Below are 21287 nucleotides of genomic sequence, written 5' to 3'. Positions count from 1 at the left end.
AATTGCAGGGCCAACACCAGTGCAGTTGGTGATAAATATGTGACTTTCAAGGCCAAAACAGGGCAAAGCGCCGCTATTGCGCCCTAGAGGGCAGCTTGGGCAATATCAGCAAGGCTATACATATCTAGCCCCGCGCCGCCGATTAGCGCACCGTTGACGGTCTCGACGGCGAAAATAGCCGCCGCATTGGCAGGCTTAACAGAGCCGCCGTATAATATGCGCGTGTCAGGCCCCACAATCGTCCGGATGAAATTATGCATATCCGCAATATCAGAGGGCGTTGCCGTTTTGCCCGTGCCAATGGCCCAAACGGGTTCATAGGCGACGACAAAGCTCTTGCCCTCCACCTCTGGCAGGCTCCCCGATAACTGCTTAGCCACAACCGCTTGCGCCTCACCTGATTCGCGTTGATCCAGTGTTTCGCCGACACAGATAATGGGTGTTAGGGCGTGACGCAGCGCGGCTTCTGCCTTCGCTTTGACATTGGCGTCCGTCTCGCCATTTGCGCGGCGTTCCGAATGGCCATTAATAACGTAGCGCGCACCCGTTTCTGCAATCTGCTTGGCACTAATATCACCTGTATGCGCGCCCTCATCAGCCGCATGACAGTCTTGTGCACCGATAAAAACGTTATTATCCATCGCGGGCTCAACCATAGCTGCGAGGTATAGCGCAGGTGGACAAATAAGCACGTCAATCGCCTTGCGGTCTTTGGCGGGTAAGACAGTATCAAAATGGACGGGTTTTTTGATCCAATCCATTGCGCCGTGCATCTTCCAATTAGCAGCAATTAACATCTTCATGACGGACTCCTTTCTGGCCATAATGCTGAAGCGTGCCTTATTCGCAAGCCCAAAGCGATATTATCGGGCTGCGCCCTTAATTAAGCACGGCCAATGCTTGCGAATAGAAGCGGTCATGGCTATGTAAAACCAAATCAAAGTCATGTCAGAAATGATAGGGCTATGCAGTTTTGAAAGCAGCACTATGGCAGATAAAATCAAATCGACGACAATTGGTGGCAAAGTCCGCACATTGATGGTTGGTACTCTCATTGCTTTATTGGTTCTAGCCTTTGCTGTTTGGGGTGTTGAGGATGTGTTTTCACAACGCAGTGACCGGGCTGTCGCCAATGTGGGCAAGACCGAAGTTCTGGCCGCAGAGTTTGAAGTTGCCTTTAAACGCGAATTGGAAGTTATGGCCCGCAATGATGGACAATCGCTATCTCATGACGAAGCCTATGCGCGCGGCGTGCACACGGCAGTCCTAAGCGATCTTATCCAGCAATCTGTGCTGGGCGTTGATGCTGATGTTCTTGGGATTGGCGTAAACCGCAAGCTTGCCCGCCAGGAAGTTGCCAAAATTGATGTCTTTCGTGATGAGTTAACTGGCGAGTTTTCAGAACAAAAATACGTCAATATCCTGGCGCAAAACCGTATCACTCGAGAAGAGTTTGAAACGGACGTATTTCGCAACCTTCGCCGCGCACAAACAATTCCCGCCATTATCGGTGGCGTTGAAGCGCCGAGTGAGTTTGCGGCGCAGCGTTATAAGTTCCTGACAGAACAGCGCAAAGCCCGCGTGCTAACCTTGTCGCGTGACGCTGTACCAGCCCCGCCAGAGCCGGATGAAGACACGCTTAAAAGTTTCATCAGCGAGCGTGCGGTAAGCTTTACAGCCCCCGAATATCGCAGCGTCACAATGATCCGTCTGGAAACATTTGACCTAACCCCTGATATTGACGTTGAAGAAGACGCCCTACGCGGTGCATTTGATTATAAAGTCGAGCTTGGCGACGTTGGTGCGCCCGAAAAACGCTCTCTCGTTCAAATCATTGCCAATGATGAAGATACGGCTAAACAAGCCGCCGAATTACTGGCAACAGACCAAGACCCCGCGGTTATCGCATCCGGCTTGGGTCTCATTGAACCCGATACATATGACGATGTTGTCGCCGCCGATATTATCGACCCTGAAACATCCAAAGCGGCCTTTGAAATGGCTGATGGTGATATCAAAGTTCTGCTCGGCAGCCTCGGTCAATGGTATGCCGTCAAAGTGACCGGTATTACACCCGCCATTGTGCCCGATTATGAGGCCATGAAAGAAGAGCTTCGCCAAGAATTGCTTGATCAATATGCACTAGAAGGGCTGTACGACATTACAGCTAAAATCGAAGACGGTATGGATGAGGGTCTGACCTTTAAAGAAATATCAGAACAAGTTGGATTACCCCTCCAAAGCATCGACTTTATCAACCGCCTTGGCGAAACACAGGACGGTGTTAAATTATCGGGCATTGCCTATATCAAGGGCGTGGCCGAAGATGATATCTTGCTGACCGAGATTTTTACAAACGACATCGGTTTTGAGACTGATTTGTTTGAAACCTCCACAGGTGGCTTTGCTGCTATTCGTGTTGATGACGTGATCAATTCAGAGCTTCGCCCCTTTGAAGAGGTTAAAGAACAAGCCACAGCCATGTGGAAAACGCTCGAAATTGACACCGCGTTGCAAGAGAAAATGCTCGATGTAACCGCCAAAGCTCAATCCGGCACAGACCTGGAAGCACTAGCCGCAGAGATTGGTGACGGGGCCGTCGTTGAGGACGTAATCCTCGTGCGCTCTGCACCGAGCGAGCAAGTCGGCCCCGCCCTTACAGTGGCTTTGCTAGAAGCCAATGTTGGCGATGTTGACCGCGGCGCAGGGGCAAAACCCCTCACCCGTCAAATCGCAGAGCTAACCGCGATTGTGTCCAATAATGACGGATTGTCGGGTCAATTTGCAGATGTGCTGCAAGACCAAGCCAGCGTCGCCATTCGCTCTGATATTCAGCGCGCTTACCAAGACGCTATTTTGGCTGAAAACCCTCTTGTTGAGAACCAAGCGAAGATTAAATCAGTCCTTGGCATCGATAGCGGCAGCTAAGGTGGTTTTTCCGCCTCTTGATGAGTTTTCGCGTCATTACGCTGCGGGACAACCGCAGCTAGTCTATGCGCGCGTCGTCAATGACCTCGACACGCCTGTGTCGGCTTACCTCAAAATTGCGCTGGGTCAGCCCTATGCATTTTTGTTTGAAAGCGTTCAAGGCGGCGAACAACGCGGGCGGTACAGCTTCCTTGGCTTCGCGCCTGATGTTGTTTACCGCAGTTTTGGCGACAGCTGTGAAATCGCGCGGGGCCAAGACAATATAGCGGTTAAGCAGTTTGAGACCCAAGTCGGTAAACCACTTGATGTGCTGCGAGAGCTGCAATCTGAAAGCGCCTTTGACCTACCCGAGGGCATCCCCCCCATGGCCGCGGGGCTATTTGGCTATCTAGGTTATGACATGATACGCCAGGTCGAGCATCTACCCGGGGGTAATCCCGATCCTATTGGCACACCTGACGCGATTATGGTACGCCCGACTATTATCGCCATTTTTGACCTGATCGCCCAAGAAGTGATTATCGCAACACCTGTCTATCCCAACCACCAAAGCGTAGAAGCGGCCTATGACGCTGCCACGGCGCGCTTAAACTCTGTCATTGCTGACATGGAAAAGCAGACGCCAGCCCTGCCCATCAGCGACAATCCCATCCCGACCATTACACCCAAACTTGGGACAACAGAGGCTGCCTTCTCAGAGCGCGTGAAAAAGGCCAAAGACTACATATTGGCAGGTGACGTGTTCCAAGTCGTGATAGGGCAGCGCTTATCCGCACCTTTGCCCGCCTCACCCTTTGCCTTTTACCGCAGTTTGCGCCGCATGAACCCATCGCCCTTTCTCTATTTTCTTGATTTTGATGACCACAACATTGTCGGCTCTAGCCCTGAAATCCTTGTACGGTCTCGGGACGGCGTGGTCACAATCCGTCCTATCGCAGGCACACGGCCACGCGGTAAAACAGCGATTCAAGACGCTGCGCATGAGACGGATTTGTTGGCTGACCCCAAAGAATGCGCCGAACATTTGATGCTGTTAGATCTAGGCCGTAATGATGTCGGACGCGTGTCCAAAGGCGGCACAGTGCGGGTCACAGAGCGCTTCACAATTGAACGCTATAGCCATGTCATGCACATCGTATCCAATGTCGAAGGCGACTTGCTAGACGAACACGACGCGCTATCTGCCCTATTTGCGGGTTTCCCGGCAGGCACAGTATCCGGCGCGCCCAAGGTTCGCGCGATGGAAATCATTGACGAGCTAGAAGATGAAAAGCGCGGGATTTACGCGGGCGCGGTGGGTTATATTTCTGTTGAAGGCGAAATGGATACCGCCATTGCCCTGCGCACCGCCATTATCAAAGACGGCACGCTTCATGTGCGCGCGGGAGCAGGCATTGTGATGGATTCTGTGCCTAAAATGGAATTTGAAGAAACCTTGCACAAATCTGCTGCCCTGTTTCGCGCGGCTGAACAATCCGTGCGGTTTGAACCATCTGTAAAATCCAATAGGCCGCGCTAATGCTCCTCGTCATCGATAATTACGACAGCTTTACCTACAATCTAGTGCATTACGCGCAGGAAATGGGGGCAGAAACGCAGGTTGTTCGCAATGACGCGCTGACTGCCGACGCGGCGTTGGCGATGGCCGCGCAGGCCGTCTTGCTATCCCCTGGCCCTTGCACCCCTAATGAAGCGGGCATTTGCCTTGACCTTATCGCCAAGGCTCCTGACACGCTGCCGATCCTTGGCATTTGCTTGGGTCAGCAATCTATCGGTCAAGCCTTTGGCGGGAAAGTCATTCGTGCCAAGACCATTATGCACGGCAAGGTGTCTGACATTCATCACGATAATACGGGATTGTTTAACGGCCTGCCCAATCCGTTCAAAGCCACGCGCTACCACAGCCTATCTGTTGAACGCGAAAGCCTGCCCAATGAGTTGCACGTGAATGCGTGGACGGAAGACGGAGAGATTATGGGGCTGCGCCATAAAACGCGTCCCATCCACGGTTTGCAATTTCATCCCGAAAGCATTGCGTCTGAACATGGGCATGACTTGATTGCAGCCTTCCTGGGTCTTGCCGGGATTGAGCTGTGATAGCAGCGCAGACATTTGCCGCCTTACGCGACGGAACCCTGACCCCTGAGCAATTGACCGAGGCGTTAGAGACGATCCTGCGCGGCGAGAGCGACGATGCCCAAGTCGCCGCCCTGCTGATGGGGCTAGAGGTTAAAGGCATCACCGCAGATGATATCCGCGTCGGCACATCGGTGATGCGCGCCCATATGACACCCGTCGATATCCCCTATGACGTGATTGATATTGTCGGCACAGGCGGAACAGGGCTGCATACGTTGTCGATTTCTACCGCCACAGCGCTGGTCTGTGCGGGCGCTGGCGCAAAAGTCGCCAAGCACGGGAACCGCGCGGCCAGTAGCCTGACGGGTACCGCTGATACGCTCTCAGAGCTTGGCGTAAACCTAGCCATATCACCTGAAAAGGCAGCAGACTGCCTGGATAAAGCGGGGGTCGGTTTCCTGTTTGCGCCTAATCACCACCCCGCCATGCGCCATGTTGGCCCTGCGCGCAAAGCGCTCGGTATTCGCACGCTGTTTAACCTGCTCGGCCCAATGAGTAATCCTGCGGGCGCGAAGCGTATGCTGCTCGGTGTATCTGATGACCGTTTTCGCCGCTCTATGGCCGAAGCGTTGCGCGATTTGGGCGCGGTGCATATTTGGGTCGTGCATGGCCATGACGGGCTTGACGAGATTACGACAACAGGTCTGACGTCCGTATCTGAGGTTAAAGACGGTGCGGTGACAGATTTTGAGATTAGCCCGCTATCCTACGGCCTAGAAATGACGACGATTGACACATTGCGCGGCGGTAAGCCCACGCAAAATGCGCAAGCCTTGACCGCTCTCCTTAATGGTGACGCGTCTGAATATCGCGATATTGTGCTGCTGAATGCAGGGGCGGCTTTGATGATCGCGGGGCTCGCGAAAGACATTCCAACTGGCATAGATAGGGCACGCGAGTCGATTGATAGTTTCAAAGCGCGCGCTGCGCTCGCCACGCTCATTGAGGTCTCCAATGCGTAATACTTTAATGGATGCCCCCGATGTCCTGCGCAAAATCGCGGCCTATAAAGTCGGTGAAGTCGAAGCGCTTTATGACGACATCTCAATCGAAGAGTTGCGCGAGATTGCCCGTGACCAAGCCCGCCCGCGCGGGTTTGAGGCCGCCATTAAAGCCGCGCCCCATACGGCCATCATTGCAGAAGTCAAAAAGGCCAGCCCGTCCAAAGGCATCATCCGTGAAGATTTTGACGCTGTCGCCATTGCAAAAGCCTATCACGATGGCGGCGCGACCTGCCTGTCTGTGCTCACCGACGGCCCAGGGTTTCAAGGTAGCAACGCGATATTTAAAGCCGTGCGCCGCGCCACCACCCTGCCCCTCCTGCGCAAAGATTTCATGATTGACCCCATTCAAATCGTTGAAAGCGCAGCGATGGGCGCGGATTGCGTGCTGATTATCATGGGCATGATTGATGACGATACGGCCAAGGCCTTGCTTGATGAGGCGACCGCATTAGGTCTCGATGCACTAATTGAGACGCATGACGAAACAGAGCTTCTGCGCGCGCGTAGCCTCGGCGGAACGCTTATCGGGATTAATAATCGGGATCTACGCACGTTCGATACAAGCCTTGAGACTTTCGCACGGTTATCCGGCAAAGTCGGCCGCGGCAAAACCCTCATTGCTGAGAGCGGAATTTTCACACGTAACCATATCGACACGCTGACGGCCCAAGGCGCGCAAGGGTTTCTGATTGGCGAAAGTTTGATGCGGGAGCCAGACGTTGAGGCGGCGTTACGAGGCTTGATAGCAGAGTGACTTGACAGTCGCGTGAACAATGCTAGAACAAAATCGCATGTTGCTGTTTTGTTCAGATTGATTCGCCTCCGCGTGATCACCGAAACGGCACACTATTTGGAGCCTGTTCATGTTAACGCAAAAGCAAAAAGACCTTCTTTTACTCATCGACAAGAAAATCCGCGCGACAGGTGTCCCGCCGAGTTATGACGAAATGAAAGATGCTTTGGGTCTGGCCTCTAAATCCGGTATTCACCGTTTAATTACAGCCTTAGAAGAACGCGGCTTTATCCGCCGCCTCCCCAATAAAGCGCGTGCGCTAGAGGTCCTTAAAGTTCCCGAAGATGCGCGCCCTGCAACGTCAGCCCCTGTCGCGATGATGGACGCCGCCAATGATACCGAAATACCCTTTGTCGGTAAAATCGCAGCGGGTAATCCCATCGCAGCGCTAGAAGATAGCTATAATATGATCGCTGTTCCGCCCAACATGATGGGTCGCGGTGATCACTTTGCGCTAGAGATTGAAGGCGAGTCGATGACCGGCGTTGGCATTCTTGACGGTGATATCGTCGTGGTGCGCAAAGCTGATACAGCGCGTAATGGTCAAATTGTTGTGGCCCTCGTCGACGGCGAGGAAGCAACCCTCAAGACCTTGCGCAAATCGGGACAGAGCATTGAATTAATTGCGGAAAACCCTGATTTTCCGACGCGCACATTCGGCCCTGATCGGGTTGAAGTTCAAGGCGTTTTGGTCGGTTTGGTGCGTAAATACCACTAGCAATTTTCAAAGAGCGGCAAAGCGGCACACTATCGCCGCCGTAACACCGGGGCCTTGCCCCACGGCCGTTCTTTGCGAGCGTCAGTGACAGCGGGTACGGTTTTTATTGTGTCCCCTGATAGGTAGATATCATGCGCACCGCCTCTGGCGAAATTGCGGCGATCGAGTAATTTATCACCGCATCCGCGCCGTGCGACGGGGCCTGCTTGGCGTTGCGTTAAGACGACTAAATCAGAATTTTCACACGCCTCCATCACTTCGGAGGGGTGGCTGATGATACTGATCCAATGCCCTGATACCTTAAAGCGGCACGCTAGCGCATCGCATAAGGCGCGAGCGTCTTGATAAGGCGTGATTGTCACTGCCTCTTCGCCCTCACCTGCGCGCTGCATGAATTGCTCGCGACCATAACGGTCAGCGCGTTTAGAACTGACATAGAGCGTTTGGGCATCTTGCGTGCCGTCTTTCGCCTCCCAAAAGGCGATGCGGCCCTGGTCTGATACACGCATGTTCGGAACAGGATGCGTAGCCCAAGCCACGAAGCAAAGGCCACTGAGCACAACAGCGGCGATCCGCAACCGGGGCCCACCAAGACACATCCACAAAAACGCGACGCTATAGAGACCCAAAACCCAACCGGGCGCGGCCTTCACATGTCCCAGTGCCCCCGGCCAGCCGCTGACCCAATCGGACACAATAATGACCACGTTTAGCGCTTGCCCCATCACGTAAAGCGGTACAGCCTCAAGGCCTAATGGGATGGCAATCAGCGTTGCAAGAGCCGCCGGCATCACCACAAATGTAAAGACGGGCATAGCCAGCAAGTTGCCTAAAAAACCATATGTCGCCATACGCCCAAAATGCATAATCGCGTAACCGCCAGTTGCTGAACCCGCCACTAGGCTTGTGATACTCAGCGTGACGAGACCTGATTTTGTACGCGCAACAAGCCCTTGGGCATAGGCTTGCCGCCCACCCTGCCAATATTGATAAACCACAACGAGCGCAGCCACAGCCGCAAAGGACATTTGAAATCCAGCGGAGACTAGGCTTTCGGGATGCAAGAGCAGCGTGATTAAGGCCGCCAATGACACAGAGCGCATAGAAAACGCCCGCCTGTCTAGAATCACCGCCAGATAGACGATGATCACCATAATGAAAGCCCGCTGCGTGGCGACAGACGCCCCGCTTAGCGCGAGATAGGCGGTGGCCACCAACGCACCGATAATGGCTGCAGGCTTTCGCACGTCGTAACGCCGCGACAAGGGTGCGATTAAGACGAGCAGTAGGGTCGCAAGATAAAACGCCCCGCCCGACATCAACCCCATATGCAACCCTGAGATTGCCAAAACATGGGCTAATCCCGCCGTGCGTAGAGCGATGATTTGCTCTTCCGGGATGTAGCTACGCACACCCGTTAGTAGCGCAACTTGCAGGCCTGCCGTGGCCTCTGGCGAGCTGGCCAAGATACGGTCAGCCAATTGGTAACGAAATTTCGCAAGTGAGCGCTGCGCCCGCGCCTCCCATGACAAGCCGTTCAAATCCACAAACTCAGGCGTTCCAATGCGAAAACCGTAAGCACTAATGCCGTCAAAATAGGCTTTGCGCGCAGGATCATAACCGCCTGGCATGACGGGGGGTGGGGGTGGGGCCAAAATCGCGCGAAGACGGACGGCGTCACCCGCCATCGCTTCGGCCTTGCGCACGGATATACGCACGCGATACGGCTTTGGCGGGTCGCCGTAACCGTCAAATTCAGTGACTCGAATACGCCAACGATATCCCGTGCCTGACCGTTCCACCGCCTCTATCCACCCTGTCACCGTATAGGCGCTTTCACGCACGGAAGGCTCAGCGACAGCATCACTATGCCATGTCGCACGGAACAGTCCGAGTGACGCACTCAGAAGCGGCACAACCAACCATAATGCACGTCTTGATTGGTCAAAGCGCGAAGACAGGACATAAAGGGCGTAAATTGACACACTTATCAAAACCAAAATTCGCCATGCGGGCTCGAACGGTAGAGCAAAGTAAAGCGCGATACCCGCTGCGAATGCCGCCACACCCCATTCAAAATCATAGGCGATTATGCGCGTGGGGCGTTGCCAGACTGTCGCCCACAAAGCGCGGGCTTTTGATACCATGGAGTCGGGCGCCGCTCTATCATCATAGCGGCCCTCTAGCCCAGCCAAAGCGGGCGTAGAGTTCGCGGCGATAGCCCGTTTATCACGATTTACCCTATGAATCCGCCCCGCCTTATGTGATATGAACGCCAGTATTTACATCAATCTACCAGATGTTGCAATGTTATGACAAAGCCTAAAATTATTACGCGGTTTGCGCCCTCCCCTACCGGGTTTTTACATATCGGCGGGGCGCGCACCGCATTGTTTAATTACTACTTTGCCAAACATGTTGGCGGCGAATTTCATCTACGTATTGAAGATACAGATAAAGCGCGCTCGACAGAGGCCGCGACGCAAGCAATACTAGACGGCCTAGACTGGCTTGGCCTGTCTTATGACGGCGATATTGTTTTCCAGAGCCGGAACGCAGAGGCCCATGTGGCGGCCGCACACGCACTTTTGGAGAGTGGCAAGGCCTACCGTTGTTACCTAACCCCTAAAGAGCTTGAGGCGATACGCGAAACCCCGTCCGACACGGCTTTCCGGTCGCCTTATAGGGATAGCACAGAGGTGCTGGACAAACCTTTTACCGTGCGTTTTCGTGTGCCTGATGGGCAAACCAAAATTCATGACCATGTACAGGGTGATATCACGTGGGATAATGAGAACTTTGATGATCTTGTCTTGCTGCGCGCAGACGGCACACCGACCTATATGTTGGCCGTTGTTGTTGATGATCATAATATGGGCGTGACCCATGTTGTGCGCGGCGATGACCACTTGATCAATGCGGGCCGCCAGAGCCAGATATATGACGCGCTGGAGTGGGATATACCCGATTGGGCGCATGTGCCGCTTATCCACGGGCCAGATGGGAAGAAATTATCTAAACGCCACGGCGCCTTGGGTGTCGAGGCCTACCGCGATATGGGCTATCTGCCAGGCGGGCTACGCAATTACCTGCTCAAGCTTGGCTGGGCACATGGTGATAATGAGTTGTTCTTTACCGATGACGATATCGCGAAAGTGTTCACCTTAGACGGTATCAATAGCGCCCCTGCCCGCCTTGATTTTGATAAAATGGATTACATTAACGCCCAACATATCGCGCAGGCAGATAACGCCGACTTATTTGCAAAGGCCCAGCCGTTTTTTGAGACCGCCAATGGAGCGGTTTTGAACGCGATACAGACTAACCGCGTAAAGGCCGCAATGGACAGCCTAAAACCACGCGCCAAGATACTAAAAGACTTGCCTGAACAGGCAGAATACCTCTTATCGACGCGTCCGCTCTCTATTTCGGGAAAATCTGCTAAAATATTTAGAAAAGACGGCGTTTTAGACCTTTTGCGGTCTTTCACTTTGACCCTTAAGTCCTTAAAAGACAGCCAATGGACGCAGGATAGCCTGCAATCCGCAATTACTAAATTTGCTGAGCAAAACGACATTGGCTTTGGCAAAATCGGGCAACCGGTTAGGGCCGCATTAACGGCGGGCGCACCGTCACCGGATTTATCCCTCGTGCTGGCTCTCTTGGGCAAAGACGAGGTGATAGGACGAATTGATGACGTATTAAGCGGTCACGCTTTGACAGAATAGGAAAAAGAGATGGAAAACAAAATCAAACAAACAGGCACGGCGAAAGTCACAATTGGCGATAAAAGCTATGATCTTCCTATAATGGCAGGGTCAATGGGCGCCCCAGGTATTGATGTGCGCGCATTGCATAAGCATACAGGCCATTTTACCTTTGACCCAGGTTATACATCAACCTGTTCCACAGAGAGCCAGATTACATTTATCGATGGTCAAAAAGGCCAGTTGCTTCACCGCGGATATCCAATTGACCAACTCGCAGAAAATTCAACTTTTCTCGAAGTCGCCTATTTGATGATTCACGGCGAACTGCCTAACCAAGCGCAGAGCAACGAGTTTACAAACACCATTACCAATCACACCATGCTCCATGACCAGATTGAGAGCTTCTTTCATGGGTTCCGCCGCGATGCTCACCCTATGGCGATGTTATGCGGCACAGTGGGTGCGCTATCTGGTTTTTATCATGATGATGCCCATACGACCGAAGACGAAGCGCGCAACATGGCCATCCACCGCCTCATCGCGAAAATGCCGACATTGGCGGCGCGGGCGTATAAATATTCTATCGGTCAACCGACCGTGTTCCCCCGCAATGATCTGTCATATTCAGAGAACTTCTTGAATATGTGTTTCTCTGTCCCGGCAGAGCAATATAAAATTAGCCCCACAATCTCGCGTGCCATGGATAAAATCTTTATTCTGCATGCCGATCACGAGCAAAATGCATCGACATCAACTGTACGCCTCGCGGGTTCATCGGGTGCCAATCCTTACGCCTGTATCGCGGCGGGTGTTGCTTGTCTTTGGGGGCCAAGCCACGGCGGCGCCAATGAAGCGTGTCTTAACATGCTCCGCGAAATTGGGACGGTGGACCGTATTCCAGAGTTTATCGCACGCGCAAAAGATAAATCAGACCCTTTCCGCCTTATGGGCTTTGGTCACCGCGTTTATAAAAACTTTGATCCCCGCTCTCGTGTCTTGCAAAAAGTCGCGCATGAAGTGCTCGAAGAGTTAGACCTTAAAAACCCAATCTTGGATGTTGCGAAAGAGCTTGAGAAAATCGCGCTTGAGGATGAATATTTCATCTCTAAGAAGCTTTATCCCAATGTTGATTTCTACTCTGGTATTGTTCTATCCGCCCTTGGCTTCCCGACATCTATGTTCACAGTGCTATTCGCGCTTGCGCGGACAGTCGGTTGGATTTCGCAGTGGAATGAAATGCTGGAAGACCCAAGCCAGCGTATTGGGCGTCCGCGTCAGCTTTATTCTGGTGCAACGCCGCGTGATTTCATCCCCATGAACGAACGCTAAAACGATAATCGTTTAAATCAGCTTTAGAATTTGTAAGGCGGCCTGCTCACTCGCAGTGCCGCCTTTTGCTTGCATAGTCTGTGTTTGCGCCCGTAGCGCATCGCGCGTTCTTTGGGCCGTCTCAGGACTTGAAAGATAGTTATCTGCCGCCGCAGCCATGTTAACGGCCGTCGCATTATCCTGGATAAATTCAGGCATCAACGCTTTGCCAGCGGCAATATTCACGATTGAAATATAGTCTGGTTTGAACAAACGCTTAGCTACAAAAAATGTCATTGGCGCGAGTTTGTAAGCCACCACAGTGGGCACACCAGCAGAGGCCAGTTGCGTCGTGACCGTGCCAGAACAGGCCAAACCCACATCCATCGCCGCCATAGCCCCCACTAATTCACCTTGATCAACAAATTTTATCCGCGCGACGTTTGGATCTGTTTTCGCCAACCGTAAAAGGTGGTCTTTGATGGATGTCGCAACGGGCGCAATCAAAACGGCGTCTGTATGTTTGTTTTGTAAATCCCCCGCAGCTGCCGCTAGGGTCGGCGCAAGACGCGCAATCTCGCCTTGGCGGCTCCCGAACATCACGCCAATAACAGAACTTTGTTTGGCAATATTATGCGCCTTGCGAAACGCTGCGCCGTCCCCGCTCCGGTAATCCGTATCAAAGACGGGATTACCGACATAGGTCACCGGCAAGCCGTGACGCGTAAAGTAAGGCGCATCAAAGCTATGGATGGTCAAAAGATGATCAACAGCCTTGGCCAATATTTTTGCCCGCCCCTCACGCATCGCCCAGACTTGCGGGGCGACATATTTGATTATTTGACCTGTATAGCCCGCTTCTTTCAAACGCTGCGCCACTCGGATCATAAATCCCCAACTATCGATAAGAATGACCGCGTCAGGGCCCTGCGCCTTAACGACGGCGACAACCTCTTTCACACGCTTTAACACTGTGGGGTAGACTTTCACCGCCTCGACAAAGCCTAAGATTGACAGGGCGGAAATGTCGATATCACTAGAGACACCTTCGCCTGCCATGGCCGCGCCGCCAATGCCTGATAACATGACATCGGCGTTTTGTGCCCGTATCGCCCGGATTAAGCCTGCCCCCAGTTGGTCACCTGAATTTTCAACGGCAATTATGAAAACGGATTTGGATGTGGGTCTGGGCTTTGACGCAGGGGACATGACTAAAGACTATCACCGGACGGCAGACCGGCGATAAATATACCCGCCGCGTCAGCCGCCTTAATCACAGCTTCGCGGTCAAGAAGAAAGCTGCGACCCCCTTCGGTCACAATACCTGCCAGCCCCGCACGGGCGGCGAGTTCGACGGTTTTCAGACCAATTGTCGGGAGGTCGACACGCGTCTCTTGGCCAGGTTTGACCATTTTGGCCAAAACGCCCCGCCGCGATGCCTCTGTTCCGCGTATGGCTTCGGGTAAATGCGCAATACGCTCCAGCATCATATCCGTGCCCTCTGCCGCTTCGACAGCGAGGGTAAGCCCCGCGCAAACGACCGCGCCCTGCCCAATATCAAGCGCCCCCATATCCTTGGCAATGCGGCAGGCTTTTTCCGCATCTGCACGCATGTCTGGCGACATCTTCATCCGCCCCAAATGCCCATCCGGCATGAGGATATGAGCCGATAGTGTCTGCGGCGCGATAATCTCAAACCCCGCAGCCTCAAACATTTCTAAGATATATGATAATAACGCGTCATCCCCTTGGCGTGCCGCCGACAAAGCGCCCGGTAATTTCCGCCAGCCGCCAAAGTCAGGCTTAAGCGTCTTAAAATCAGGCCTTTTTACATCACCGGCAAAGCATATATGGGTACAGTTTTTTGCGCGAAACCGTTTAATCATGGTACCAAATTTGGCCAGCCCAATAATCTCACTATCAAGACCCTGCTCAATATCATCCGCATAACCGTCCAGACGGACGATAAAAATATCATGCCCTGCGCGCGCGCAGCCCTCTATGACGGCAGCGGGTAAATCGCCGCCGCCCATAACCAGACCAACTTTCATGGCATCAGACATGCACTATCCCCTTAGCCCCCTAACGGCGGCATACAGATATGCCGTTTATCTTGGTCGCGGATAAAATCGACGATTTCCATCACCAAACCATGGTCCTTATATAGTCGCGCTGTATCCTCTAGCCGTTCGGCAAATGTGCCTTCTTGCGCGAATAAAAGGCGGTACGCTGACCGTAAGTCTCGCACGGCTTTGCGGTCAAATCCGCGGCGTTTCAGACCGACAACATTCAATCCCGCTAAATGAGCCGTATTGCCAACAACAGAGCCATAAGGAATGACATCGGACGTCACAGTGGCCATCCCGCCGACAAAGGCATGGGCGCCAATCCGTGTGAACTGATGTACCGCACAGAGCCCCCCCAAAATCGCGTGATCACCGATGCTGACGCAGCCGCCGATTTGCACCCCATTGGAGATTACCACCTTATTGCCGACGCGCCCTTCATGGGCCAAGTGGCTCCCGACCATAAAGTAACAATCATTGCCGATCGTTGTCTCTGGCCGCCCTGCATCTGTGCCGGGGTGAATATTGACAAGTTCCCGAAATGTATTGCGGTCCCCAATTGTGATGCTGACAGGGCCACCTTTGTGTTTAAAATCCTGTGGGGGATGCCCCATGGACACAAAAGGATAAAGTTCACAATCCGCCCCAATCGTGGTGTGTCCCGCCAAATTGACTTGGCTAACCAATGTCGTGTTTGCGCCCAACGACACGTCAGGGCCAACAACGCAAAGCGGGCCAATTGTCACGCCGTCAGCAATCGTTGCCGCAGGATCGACATGGGCCGAGGGATGTATCGTAATACTCATTAGCTCAGCCCTTTGTTAAGCGTTCGGAAAATCCATTTGCGCCGCCGCAAATTGCAGCGAACAGACCAGCGTATCTTTCACATAAAGCTTACCCGAAAAGCGGTAAAATGGCAGCCGTATTTTCTCAATGGACACCTCGACCCGTAACTGGTCACCCGGATAGACAGGGCGTTTAAACTTGGCGTTATCAACGCTGGAAAAGGCGATGAATTTTCCGTCTTCTAACCCGCGCGTGAGCGAAACGAGCAAGGCACCCGCCTGAGCCGCCGTTTCGACCATCAGCACACCCGGCATGATCGGCATGTCAGGGAAATGACCTTTGAAATAATTAGCATCTGCCTTCACATCCGATATCACGGTAATCTGATCCTCGGATAGCGCGGTCACGCTATCAATGAATAGCATCGGATCACGATGGGGCAGATAATTCTGAACTGTCTCGCGCGAAATGGGCAGGGTATAATCTGTTTTCATGGTGTTACCCCTTTGTCTTTTTGGGTTTTATCAGGCGTCGTGTGGCGGCCACAGTCTTCATAAAGTCACGCATTGGCATGGCTGGCGTACCGCCCCATTTTTCACCCGCTGGAATATTATGCATGAGGCCAGACCGAGCCGCGATAACCACACCGTCACCAATCGTCAGATGATCAGCAAGCCCGACACTGCCGCCCATTATGACGCCTTTGCCGATGACGCAGCTCCCCGAAATACCGGTTTGGGCGGCGATCATCGTGCCTGCACCAATGGTGACATTATGCGCAATCTGCACAAGGTTATCGATTTTGACATCATCCCCAAGCCTTGTGTCGCCCAGTTGAGCACGGTCAATGCAACTCCCCGATCCGATGCTTACGCGCTCACCAATAATCACACGTCCGATATGGGCGATATCAACCAAACCTCGCTCATCCGCGTCTACGCCAAAGCCGCGACCACCGATGATGGCACCCGATTTGACACGGCATTCGCGTGCTATCTCGCAAAACTCGACAACGCAATGGGCGTCAATACGCGTGTTTGCACCGATATGAACGCCTGCCCCTATCACGGCATATGGCCCAATGACGGCCCCCTCTTCTATAGCGGCGCCGTCACCAATGACTGCGGTTGCGTGAATATTGGCGTTAGGATGGATTGTAACGCCAATGCCGCGCGTAGGATGAGGCACAACCAAACGGTCAATAGTGCGGGAAAAATGCGCCCTGGGGTGTTTAGATATAATGGGCAGAATATGCCGCGCCCCGACCATCGGGGCCAAGTCCTCAGTTACAAAACAAGCGCTCGCTTTGGACTTATCTAACTGGGGCAGATTTTTCTTTGAACCAAGAAAGGTAATGTCACCCGTTTTGCTGCCCGCTAAGGCGCTGGGCGCTGTGATCATGACGTCGTTGAATTTCGGGTCTGGGGTATCGACAGCCAGACCATCGAGTAAATGACCAAGACATAACGGGCCCTTAACGGAGTAAAACCGGGGGTCGATCATGTCTATTATCCTTTGTTTGGGCCCCGATGCATAAACCGGGGTCTGCTATGTTCTATTATCCTAAAAATATGGCGCGAACAAATGTCCGCGCCACGAAATTTTTACAATGTGTGACCGTTCTACTGTCGCGGCAAGCGCTCACGGATAACGGACACAGTGCGCATCTGGCTGTCTAAGCGCGATTTTACTGTATCGGTGATATCGGCTGTCTTACCGCCATAAATGACCAATTGACGGTCTACGATGATATCAGCACCCCGTTCCGCAACAATGGCTTCCAAAATTTTGGCCATACGCTCATTCACTTTTTGCATGGCTTTGGCTTCAGTAATTTGCAACTCACGCTGAAGATATTGCGCTTCGACCTGTGTTTGCTGACCTTTTGTCATCAAATCTTGTGCGCGTTTTTGTAAATCAGGGCGAGATTTCAGCGCGTTCTGATCCATATTCTTAAGCTCATTCACCAGACGGTCACGCTCTGATTCAATAGGAGACGCTTTAGCTTTCAGCTCTGATTCCATGCTGGTACCAATGGATTTTAGTTGTGAAGCGATGTGTTTCCCAACAGCCGACTCGCGAATGACGCGGGCTTGGTCAACGACCAAGATTGTTGATTGTGCATAGGCCGCCGTGGTGACAGCAAACATTGCGATGACGCCGAAAACTGCCCGGCGCGTGAGTGTAAATATAGACATATTAGAACCTTGTTCTTGTCGTGAATTGGAAGGATGTGCGCTCATCATATTCATATTGCTTGAGCGGCTTTGTGAAATCAAACCGGATCGGGCCAAATGGGCTTTCCCAGAAAACACTGGCCCCCAACATGGCGCGAATAGATAGGTCATCAATTGTCTCGGTGCGTAAATTGCCATCAACAGTCTCAAACTTAAATTGGTCATCAAGCAAGCCCACTGTGCCTGCCTCTGCGAACACACTACCCAAAAGTGAAGGAACGAAAAGCGGAAAACTCACCTCAAGTGCAGCAAGGCCGTAGGCATTACCACCGAGGGCTTGGCCACGTCGCACTTCACCTGTCAGCTCATTGGTTTGCAGCACACGGGGTCCGATACCAGCGTTTTCATAGCCGCGGAAATCAAAAGAGCCTTTGAAAAAGCGGTCATTAACATTGACGGGATCGCCGCCCCAACCCTCGATATAACCGCCGTAAAGCTTACCAGAGGCCACAACATTCTTTAAAAGACCGCGGTAGAAGTTGGCCTGAACATCAGAACGTAAATACTGCACGTCACCGCCGATACCAGCGAAATCCTGGCTAAAGCGGACATCAAAACCACGGGTCGGCGTAATAGGGTCGTTACGACGGTCCCAGCCAAATGTGAAACCACCGATGGATGACAGACGGTCACCCTCTTGTAGACAGAGGTTGTTTTGCGCGCCAGCAACAGGATCTGCCAAAATCGCGGCACAGTTCAGTCCGGGAACGTCAACACCTTCCGTACGGAGTGAATAACGCGCCGTCAGCGATGTATTTTCCGTGAGCGGGAAGCCGAGACTGATTTGTCCACCCGTGCGGGACTGGCGGAAACCCGCTTCGTCAAGGAAATCAATAGTGACATCAAATAGCTCTATACCAGCCGCTAAGTTACGGCCCAAGAAGCGCGGTTCCGTGAAGCGTAAATCAATTTCGCGGCGGTTTGAACTCGCGCGAATAACAAAGCGCATTAACTGTCCCCGTCCACGCAGGTTACGCTGTGTGATAGACAGATCGACAAGGAATTGGTCAGCCGATGAGAAACCCGCCGAGAACGAAACTTCACCCGTTGGTTGCTCGGTGACGTTTACCTCGACAATCGCACGATCAGCGGATGTGCCTTGTGTCTCTGTAATCTCAACTTCTTCAAAGAAGCGTAGCGCACGCACACGGTTACGCGAACGATCAAGCAGGATACGGTTAAAGGCATCGCCTTCGACCAACTCCATTTCGCGGCGGATAACGTAATCAAGTGTGGTTGTATTACCAATGATGTCGATACGTTCGATGTAAACACGCGGGCCTTCGACCATGTTAAAGACAAGATCAACAGTTTTAGTATCGCGGTTACGTTTAATCTCTGGCTGAATGTCAACAAAAGCAAAACCTGACGTGCCTGCCGCGAAGGTTAGCGTATCAATGGCGCTCTCGACGTCGCTAGCGCGGTAAAGCTCACCTTCTCTAATCGGAACAAGACGGCGCAGCAGGTCTTGGTCAAGCGACTCAAGCTCTGTTTTCACTTTGATATCACCCCAGCGGTACTCTTCGCCCTCGTCCAGCGTGAAAGTAATGTAGAAGTCTTCTTGATCGGGGGTTAGTTCTGCGACCGCAGACACCACACGGAAGTCGGCAAAGCCGCGGTCCGTGTAAAATTTCCGCAGTTGCTCGCGGTCAAATTCTAGACGACCTGGGTCATAGTTATCATTAGAGGAGAAAAATTTGTACCAGATTGATTCCTCAGTCACGACTTCGCCGCGAAGCTTACGGTCTGAATATTCGTTGTTACCGATAAAATTGATACGCTTGACGCCTGTCACTGGGCCTTCGGTAATCTCAAAGATTAAATCGATACGGTTTTGCGGTTGCTGCACGACCTTTGGAACGACATTGGCAGCAAAGCGGCCTGATTGACGGTAAAGCTCGATAATGCGCTGTACGTCTTCTTGGACTTTAGACCGTGTGAAAATCGCGCGCGGCTCGGCTTCGATTTCGTCAGTAATTTTATCGGACTTCAGGGATTTATTACCCTCAAGAATAACGCGGTTGATAATCGGGTTTTCAACAACACTAATCAGGACATTGCCGTCACGCGGGTCAATCTCGACATCAGCGAACAATCCCGTCGCATAAAGCGTCTTGACCGACATATCGATGCGTTCTTCGGAATAAGGATCGCCGCGACCAAATAGAAGGTAAGACGCGACCGTATTGGCCTCGACCCGTTGGTTGCCTTGCACTTGAACCGTGCGAATAACAGTCGGGGCTTGGGGTGCTGCGGGTGCAGCATCTGGTGTCGATTGCTGTGCAGACGCAGACACAGCCCACAGCGGCGCAGCCAGCAGTAAGACTGAAACGACAATAGCTTTCAAATATGTCCGAAGAGAATGGGTCATTAATCTCATAGTCCGCTTGTCTTGCTTAGGTGAAAAGGCTGCGTATATATCCGATGTCATTGATTGTTAGCACAACCATCAATCCCAACAGAACAGCAAACCCGATTCTAAACCCAAACTCCTGTTTTTGTTCACTTAACGGACGACCCGCAACAGCTTCATAACCGTAGTAGAGTAAATGTCCACCGTCGAGTGCGGGTATAGGCATTAAATTTGCGACACCTAACCCTATGGATAGCGCCGCAGAGAGGGATAAAAGCATGTAAATCATGCCGCGTAATTTCTGCCCGACTGTTATCTCTGCATTGGATATATCGACTGTGGATTTACCTGTAATTGTTGCGATTCGCAAAATTCCACCAAAGGCTTTGCCGTCCTCTTTGGCTTGGAATATGCGGGCCATATAGGTACCCGTCGCGCTGATCGTGGAGACAAATTGATCTGTGCCGTGACCCAGCGCCGATATGGGCCCGTGGCGTAGCGTCGTGCGTGTTTCTGGTGAATTGGCCACGCGAATACCCAATGTGCCAACCTTGTTTTTCCCGCCAATGAAATCTTCGCGCTCCAACCGCTGCGGCGTGATCGGCATGCTCATAACATTGCCGTCACGATCTAACTCTAGCAGCATTTCAACGTCGCTACGCACAGATACGTAAGGCCCGAGTTTTTCAAACACGCTGACGTCTTTTCCGTCAAGGCGCAAAAGATGATCCCCTGGCATCACGCCCGCCGCCTCTGCCGCGCCGCCCGGCGACACAGAGTTCACCACAGATTTAAGGCTCACCGTGCCAAAGCTCATAGCGACAATGGCCCCTAGAATAATGGCGAGGATGAAGTTCGCCATAGGCCCCGCAAGAACAATTAAAACGCGCTGATATAGGGGCTTAAAATGAAAGCAATTCTCAACGCTTTGCCCCTGCGCCTCTAAGGTGGTTTTAATGGTCTTTAGCTCAGAAACATCAGGGTTACTCGCCGCGCCTGCATCCCCCAAGAACTTGACATAGCCCCCCAGCGGTATGCGGCCAATGCTCCAAACCTCGCCGTTTTTGCGTGTCCATTGTTTGATAGGCTTCCCAAAACCAATCGAGAAGCGCTCGACCGATGTTTTGAATAGGCGCGCAACAGAATAGTGACCCAGTTCGTGAAAGAACACGAGCCCGCCTAGCACCACAAGGAAGCTACTAACAAAAAGGATGATATTAAAAATCGCTGCCATATCGTCAATTT

The 21287-nt window shown here is 52.5% G+C and carries 18 protein-coding genes; 8 read left to right on the top strand and 10 right to left on the bottom strand.

Annotated features, from left to right (window positions below; translation table 11 throughout):
- Nucleotides 1–83 precede the first annotated feature (83 nt).
- Nucleotides 84–803 (bottom strand): triose-phosphate isomerase, encoded by a 720-nt coding sequence (gene tpiA / locus AB6B37_RS06105; RefSeq protein WP_371398003.1) that lies wholly within the window; start codon nucleotides 801–803, stop codon nucleotides 84–86.
- 184 nt (nucleotides 804–987) lie between these two features.
- On the opposite strand from tpiA, the gene AB6B37_RS06100 reads away from it, so the two are divergent.
- The 6 genes from AB6B37_RS06100 (at nucleotide 988) to lexA (ending at nucleotide 7582) form a co-directional block, all read left to right on the top strand.
- On the top strand, nucleotides 988–2928 hold the full coding sequence (locus AB6B37_RS06100) for a SurA N-terminal domain-containing protein (protein ID WP_371398002.1): 1941 nt from the start codon (nucleotides 988–990) through the stop codon (nucleotides 2926–2928).
- A 1-nt stretch (nucleotide 2929) separates the two neighbouring features.
- Nucleotides 2930–4447 (top strand): anthranilate synthase component I, encoded by a 1518-nt coding sequence (trpE, locus tag AB6B37_RS06095; protein WP_371398001.1) that lies wholly within the window; start codon nucleotides 2930–2932, stop codon nucleotides 4445–4447.
- Nucleotides 4447–5025, top strand: coding sequence for an aminodeoxychorismate/anthranilate synthase component II (locus AB6B37_RS06090; protein WP_371398000.1), 579 nt, complete (start codon nucleotides 4447–4449; stop codon nucleotides 5023–5025). Before trpE ends, AB6B37_RS06090 begins: the two co-directional genes overlap by 1 nt.
- On the top strand, nucleotides 5022–6029 hold the full coding sequence (trpD, locus tag AB6B37_RS06085) for an anthranilate phosphoribosyltransferase (RefSeq protein WP_371397999.1): 1008 nt from the start codon (nucleotides 5022–5024) through the stop codon (nucleotides 6027–6029). The genes AB6B37_RS06090 and trpD overlap by 4 nt, the downstream gene beginning before the upstream one ends.
- Nucleotides 6022–6825, top strand: a complete 804-nt coding sequence (trpC, locus tag AB6B37_RS06080) for an indole-3-glycerol phosphate synthase TrpC (protein ID WP_371397998.1) — start codon at nucleotides 6022–6024, stop codon at nucleotides 6823–6825. The genes trpD and trpC overlap by 8 nt, the downstream gene beginning before the upstream one ends.
- Nucleotides 6826–6934: 109 nt before the next feature.
- Entirely contained in the window at nucleotides 6935–7582 is a 648-nt protein-coding gene (gene lexA / locus AB6B37_RS06075; protein ID WP_371397997.1) for a transcriptional repressor LexA, read from the top strand.
- 29 nt (nucleotides 7583–7611) lie between these two features.
- On the opposite strand, the gene AB6B37_RS06070 is transcribed toward lexA, so the two are convergent.
- Nucleotides 7612–9729 (bottom strand): ComEC/Rec2 family competence protein, encoded by a 2118-nt coding sequence (locus tag AB6B37_RS06070; protein ID WP_371397996.1) that lies wholly within the window; start codon nucleotides 9727–9729, stop codon nucleotides 7612–7614.
- Between the two features lie 165 nt (nucleotides 9730–9894).
- Here AB6B37_RS06070 and gltX point away from each other — a divergent pair, with 165 nt between their 5' ends.
- Complete coding sequence (gltX, locus tag AB6B37_RS06065; RefSeq protein ID WP_371397995.1) at nucleotides 9895–11310, top strand: glutamate--tRNA ligase; 1416 nt, start codon at nucleotides 9895–9897, stop codon at nucleotides 11308–11310.
- Between the two features lie 9 nt (nucleotides 11311–11319).
- Nucleotides 11320–12621 carry a citrate synthase gene (locus AB6B37_RS06060; RefSeq protein WP_371397994.1) on the top strand — a complete coding sequence of 434 codons (1302 nt, stop codon included), beginning with the start codon at nucleotides 11320–11322 and terminating at the stop codon, nucleotides 12619–12621.
- Between the two features lie 12 nt (nucleotides 12622–12633).
- On the opposite strand, the gene lpxB is transcribed toward AB6B37_RS06060, so the two are convergent.
- From lpxB to AB6B37_RS06020, 8 genes are all read right to left on the bottom strand, one after another.
- Nucleotides 12634–13809: a lipid-A-disaccharide synthase gene (lpxB, locus tag AB6B37_RS06055; protein ID WP_371397993.1), complete on the bottom strand. Its 1176-nt coding sequence runs from the start codon at nucleotides 13807–13809 to the stop codon at nucleotides 12634–12636.
- Between the two features lie 2 nt (nucleotides 13810–13811).
- Nucleotides 13812–14663: an LpxI family protein gene (locus AB6B37_RS06050; RefSeq protein WP_371397992.1), complete on the bottom strand. Its 852-nt coding sequence runs from the start codon at nucleotides 14661–14663 to the stop codon at nucleotides 13812–13814.
- Nucleotides 14664–14674: 11 nt separating this feature from the next.
- On the bottom strand, nucleotides 14675–15472 hold the full coding sequence (lpxA, locus tag AB6B37_RS06045) for an acyl-ACP--UDP-N-acetylglucosamine O-acyltransferase (RefSeq protein WP_371397991.1): 798 nt from the start codon (nucleotides 15470–15472) through the stop codon (nucleotides 14675–14677).
- Between the two features lie 15 nt (nucleotides 15473–15487).
- Nucleotides 15488–15946 carry a 3-hydroxyacyl-ACP dehydratase FabZ gene (gene fabZ / locus AB6B37_RS06040; RefSeq protein ID WP_371397990.1) on the bottom strand — a complete coding sequence of 153 codons (459 nt, stop codon included), beginning with the start codon at nucleotides 15944–15946 and terminating at the stop codon, nucleotides 15488–15490.
- A gap of 4 nt (nucleotides 15947–15950) precedes the next feature.
- The gene (gene lpxD, locus AB6B37_RS06035) at nucleotides 15951–16955 is read right to left on the bottom strand and encodes a UDP-3-O-(3-hydroxymyristoyl)glucosamine N-acyltransferase (protein ID WP_371397989.1); all 1005 of its coding nucleotides are present in this window, start codon (nucleotides 16953–16955) and stop codon (nucleotides 15951–15953) included.
- A 119-nt stretch (nucleotides 16956–17074) separates the two neighbouring features.
- Nucleotides 17075–17650, bottom strand: coding sequence for an OmpH family outer membrane protein (locus AB6B37_RS06030; protein WP_371397988.1), 576 nt, complete (start codon nucleotides 17648–17650; stop codon nucleotides 17075–17077).
- Nucleotide 17651: 1 nt separating this feature from the next.
- Nucleotides 17652–20060, bottom strand: coding sequence for an outer membrane protein assembly factor BamA (gene bamA / locus AB6B37_RS06025; RefSeq protein WP_371397987.1), 2409 nt, complete (start codon nucleotides 20058–20060; stop codon nucleotides 17652–17654).
- A gap of 25 nt (nucleotides 20061–20085) precedes the next feature.
- Nucleotides 20086–21276: an RIP metalloprotease gene (locus AB6B37_RS06020; RefSeq protein ID WP_371397986.1), complete on the bottom strand. Its 1191-nt coding sequence runs from the start codon at nucleotides 21274–21276 to the stop codon at nucleotides 20086–20088.
- Between the last annotated feature and the right edge of the window lie 11 nt (nucleotides 21277–21287).

The sequence above is a fragment of the Fretibacter rubidus genome, from assembly GCF_041429785.1.
GTDB classification, from domain to species: domain Bacteria; phylum Pseudomonadota; class Alphaproteobacteria; order Caulobacterales; family Maricaulaceae; genus Fretibacter; species Fretibacter rubidus.
Note: the sequence above shows the minus strand (reverse complement) of the source record. Positions and strands in the feature narration are given on the sequence as shown.

Coding starts and splice junctions, on each gene's coding strand:
- tpiA (WP_371398003.1), bottom strand. CDS start 803: ATGAAGATGTTAATTGCTGCTAATTGGAAGATGCACGGCGCAATGGAT.
- AB6B37_RS06100 (WP_371398002.1), top strand. CDS start 988: ATGGCAGATAAAATCAAATCGACGACAATTGGTGGCAAAGTCCGCACA.
- AB6B37_RS06090 (WP_371398000.1), top strand. CDS start 4,447: ATGCTCCTCGTCATCGATAATTACGACAGCTTTACCTACAATCTAGTG.
- trpC (WP_371397998.1), top strand. CDS start 6,022: ATGCGTAATACTTTAATGGATGCCCCCGATGTCCTGCGCAAAATCGCG.
- lexA (WP_371397997.1), top strand. CDS start 6,935: ATGTTAACGCAAAAGCAAAAAGACCTTCTTTTACTCATCGACAAGAAA.
- AB6B37_RS06070 (WP_371397996.1), bottom strand. CDS start 9,729: ATGGTATCAAAAGCCCGCGCTTTGTGGGCGACAGTCTGGCAACGCCCC.
- gltX (WP_371397995.1), top strand. CDS start 9,895: ATGACAAAGCCTAAAATTATTACGCGGTTTGCGCCCTCCCCTACCGGG.
- AB6B37_RS06060 (WP_371397994.1), top strand. CDS start 11,320: ATGGAAAACAAAATCAAACAAACAGGCACGGCGAAAGTCACAATTGGC.
- lpxB (WP_371397993.1), bottom strand. CDS start 13,809: ATGTCCCCTGCGTCAAAGCCCAGACCCACATCCAAATCCGTTTTCATA.
- AB6B37_RS06050 (WP_371397992.1), bottom strand. CDS start 14,663: ATGTCTGATGCCATGAAAGTTGGTCTGGTTATGGGCGGCGGCGATTTA.
- lpxA (WP_371397991.1), bottom strand. CDS start 15,472: ATGAGTATTACGATACATCCCTCGGCCCATGTCGATCCTGCGGCAACG.
- fabZ (WP_371397990.1), bottom strand. CDS start 15,946: ATGAAAACAGATTATACCCTGCCCATTTCGCGCGAGACAGTTCAGAAT.
- lpxD (WP_371397989.1), bottom strand. CDS start 16,955: ATGATCGACCCCCGGTTTTACTCCGTTAAGGGCCCGTTATGTCTTGGT.
- AB6B37_RS06030 (WP_371397988.1), bottom strand. CDS start 17,650: ATGTCTATATTTACACTCACGCGCCGGGCAGTTTTCGGCGTCATCGCA.
- bamA (WP_371397987.1), bottom strand. CDS start 20,060: ATGACCCATTCTCTTCGGACATATTTGAAAGCTATTGTCGTTTCAGTC.
- AB6B37_RS06020 (WP_371397986.1), bottom strand. CDS start 21,276: ATGGCAGCGATTTTTAATATCATCCTTTTTGTTAGTAGCTTCCTTGTG.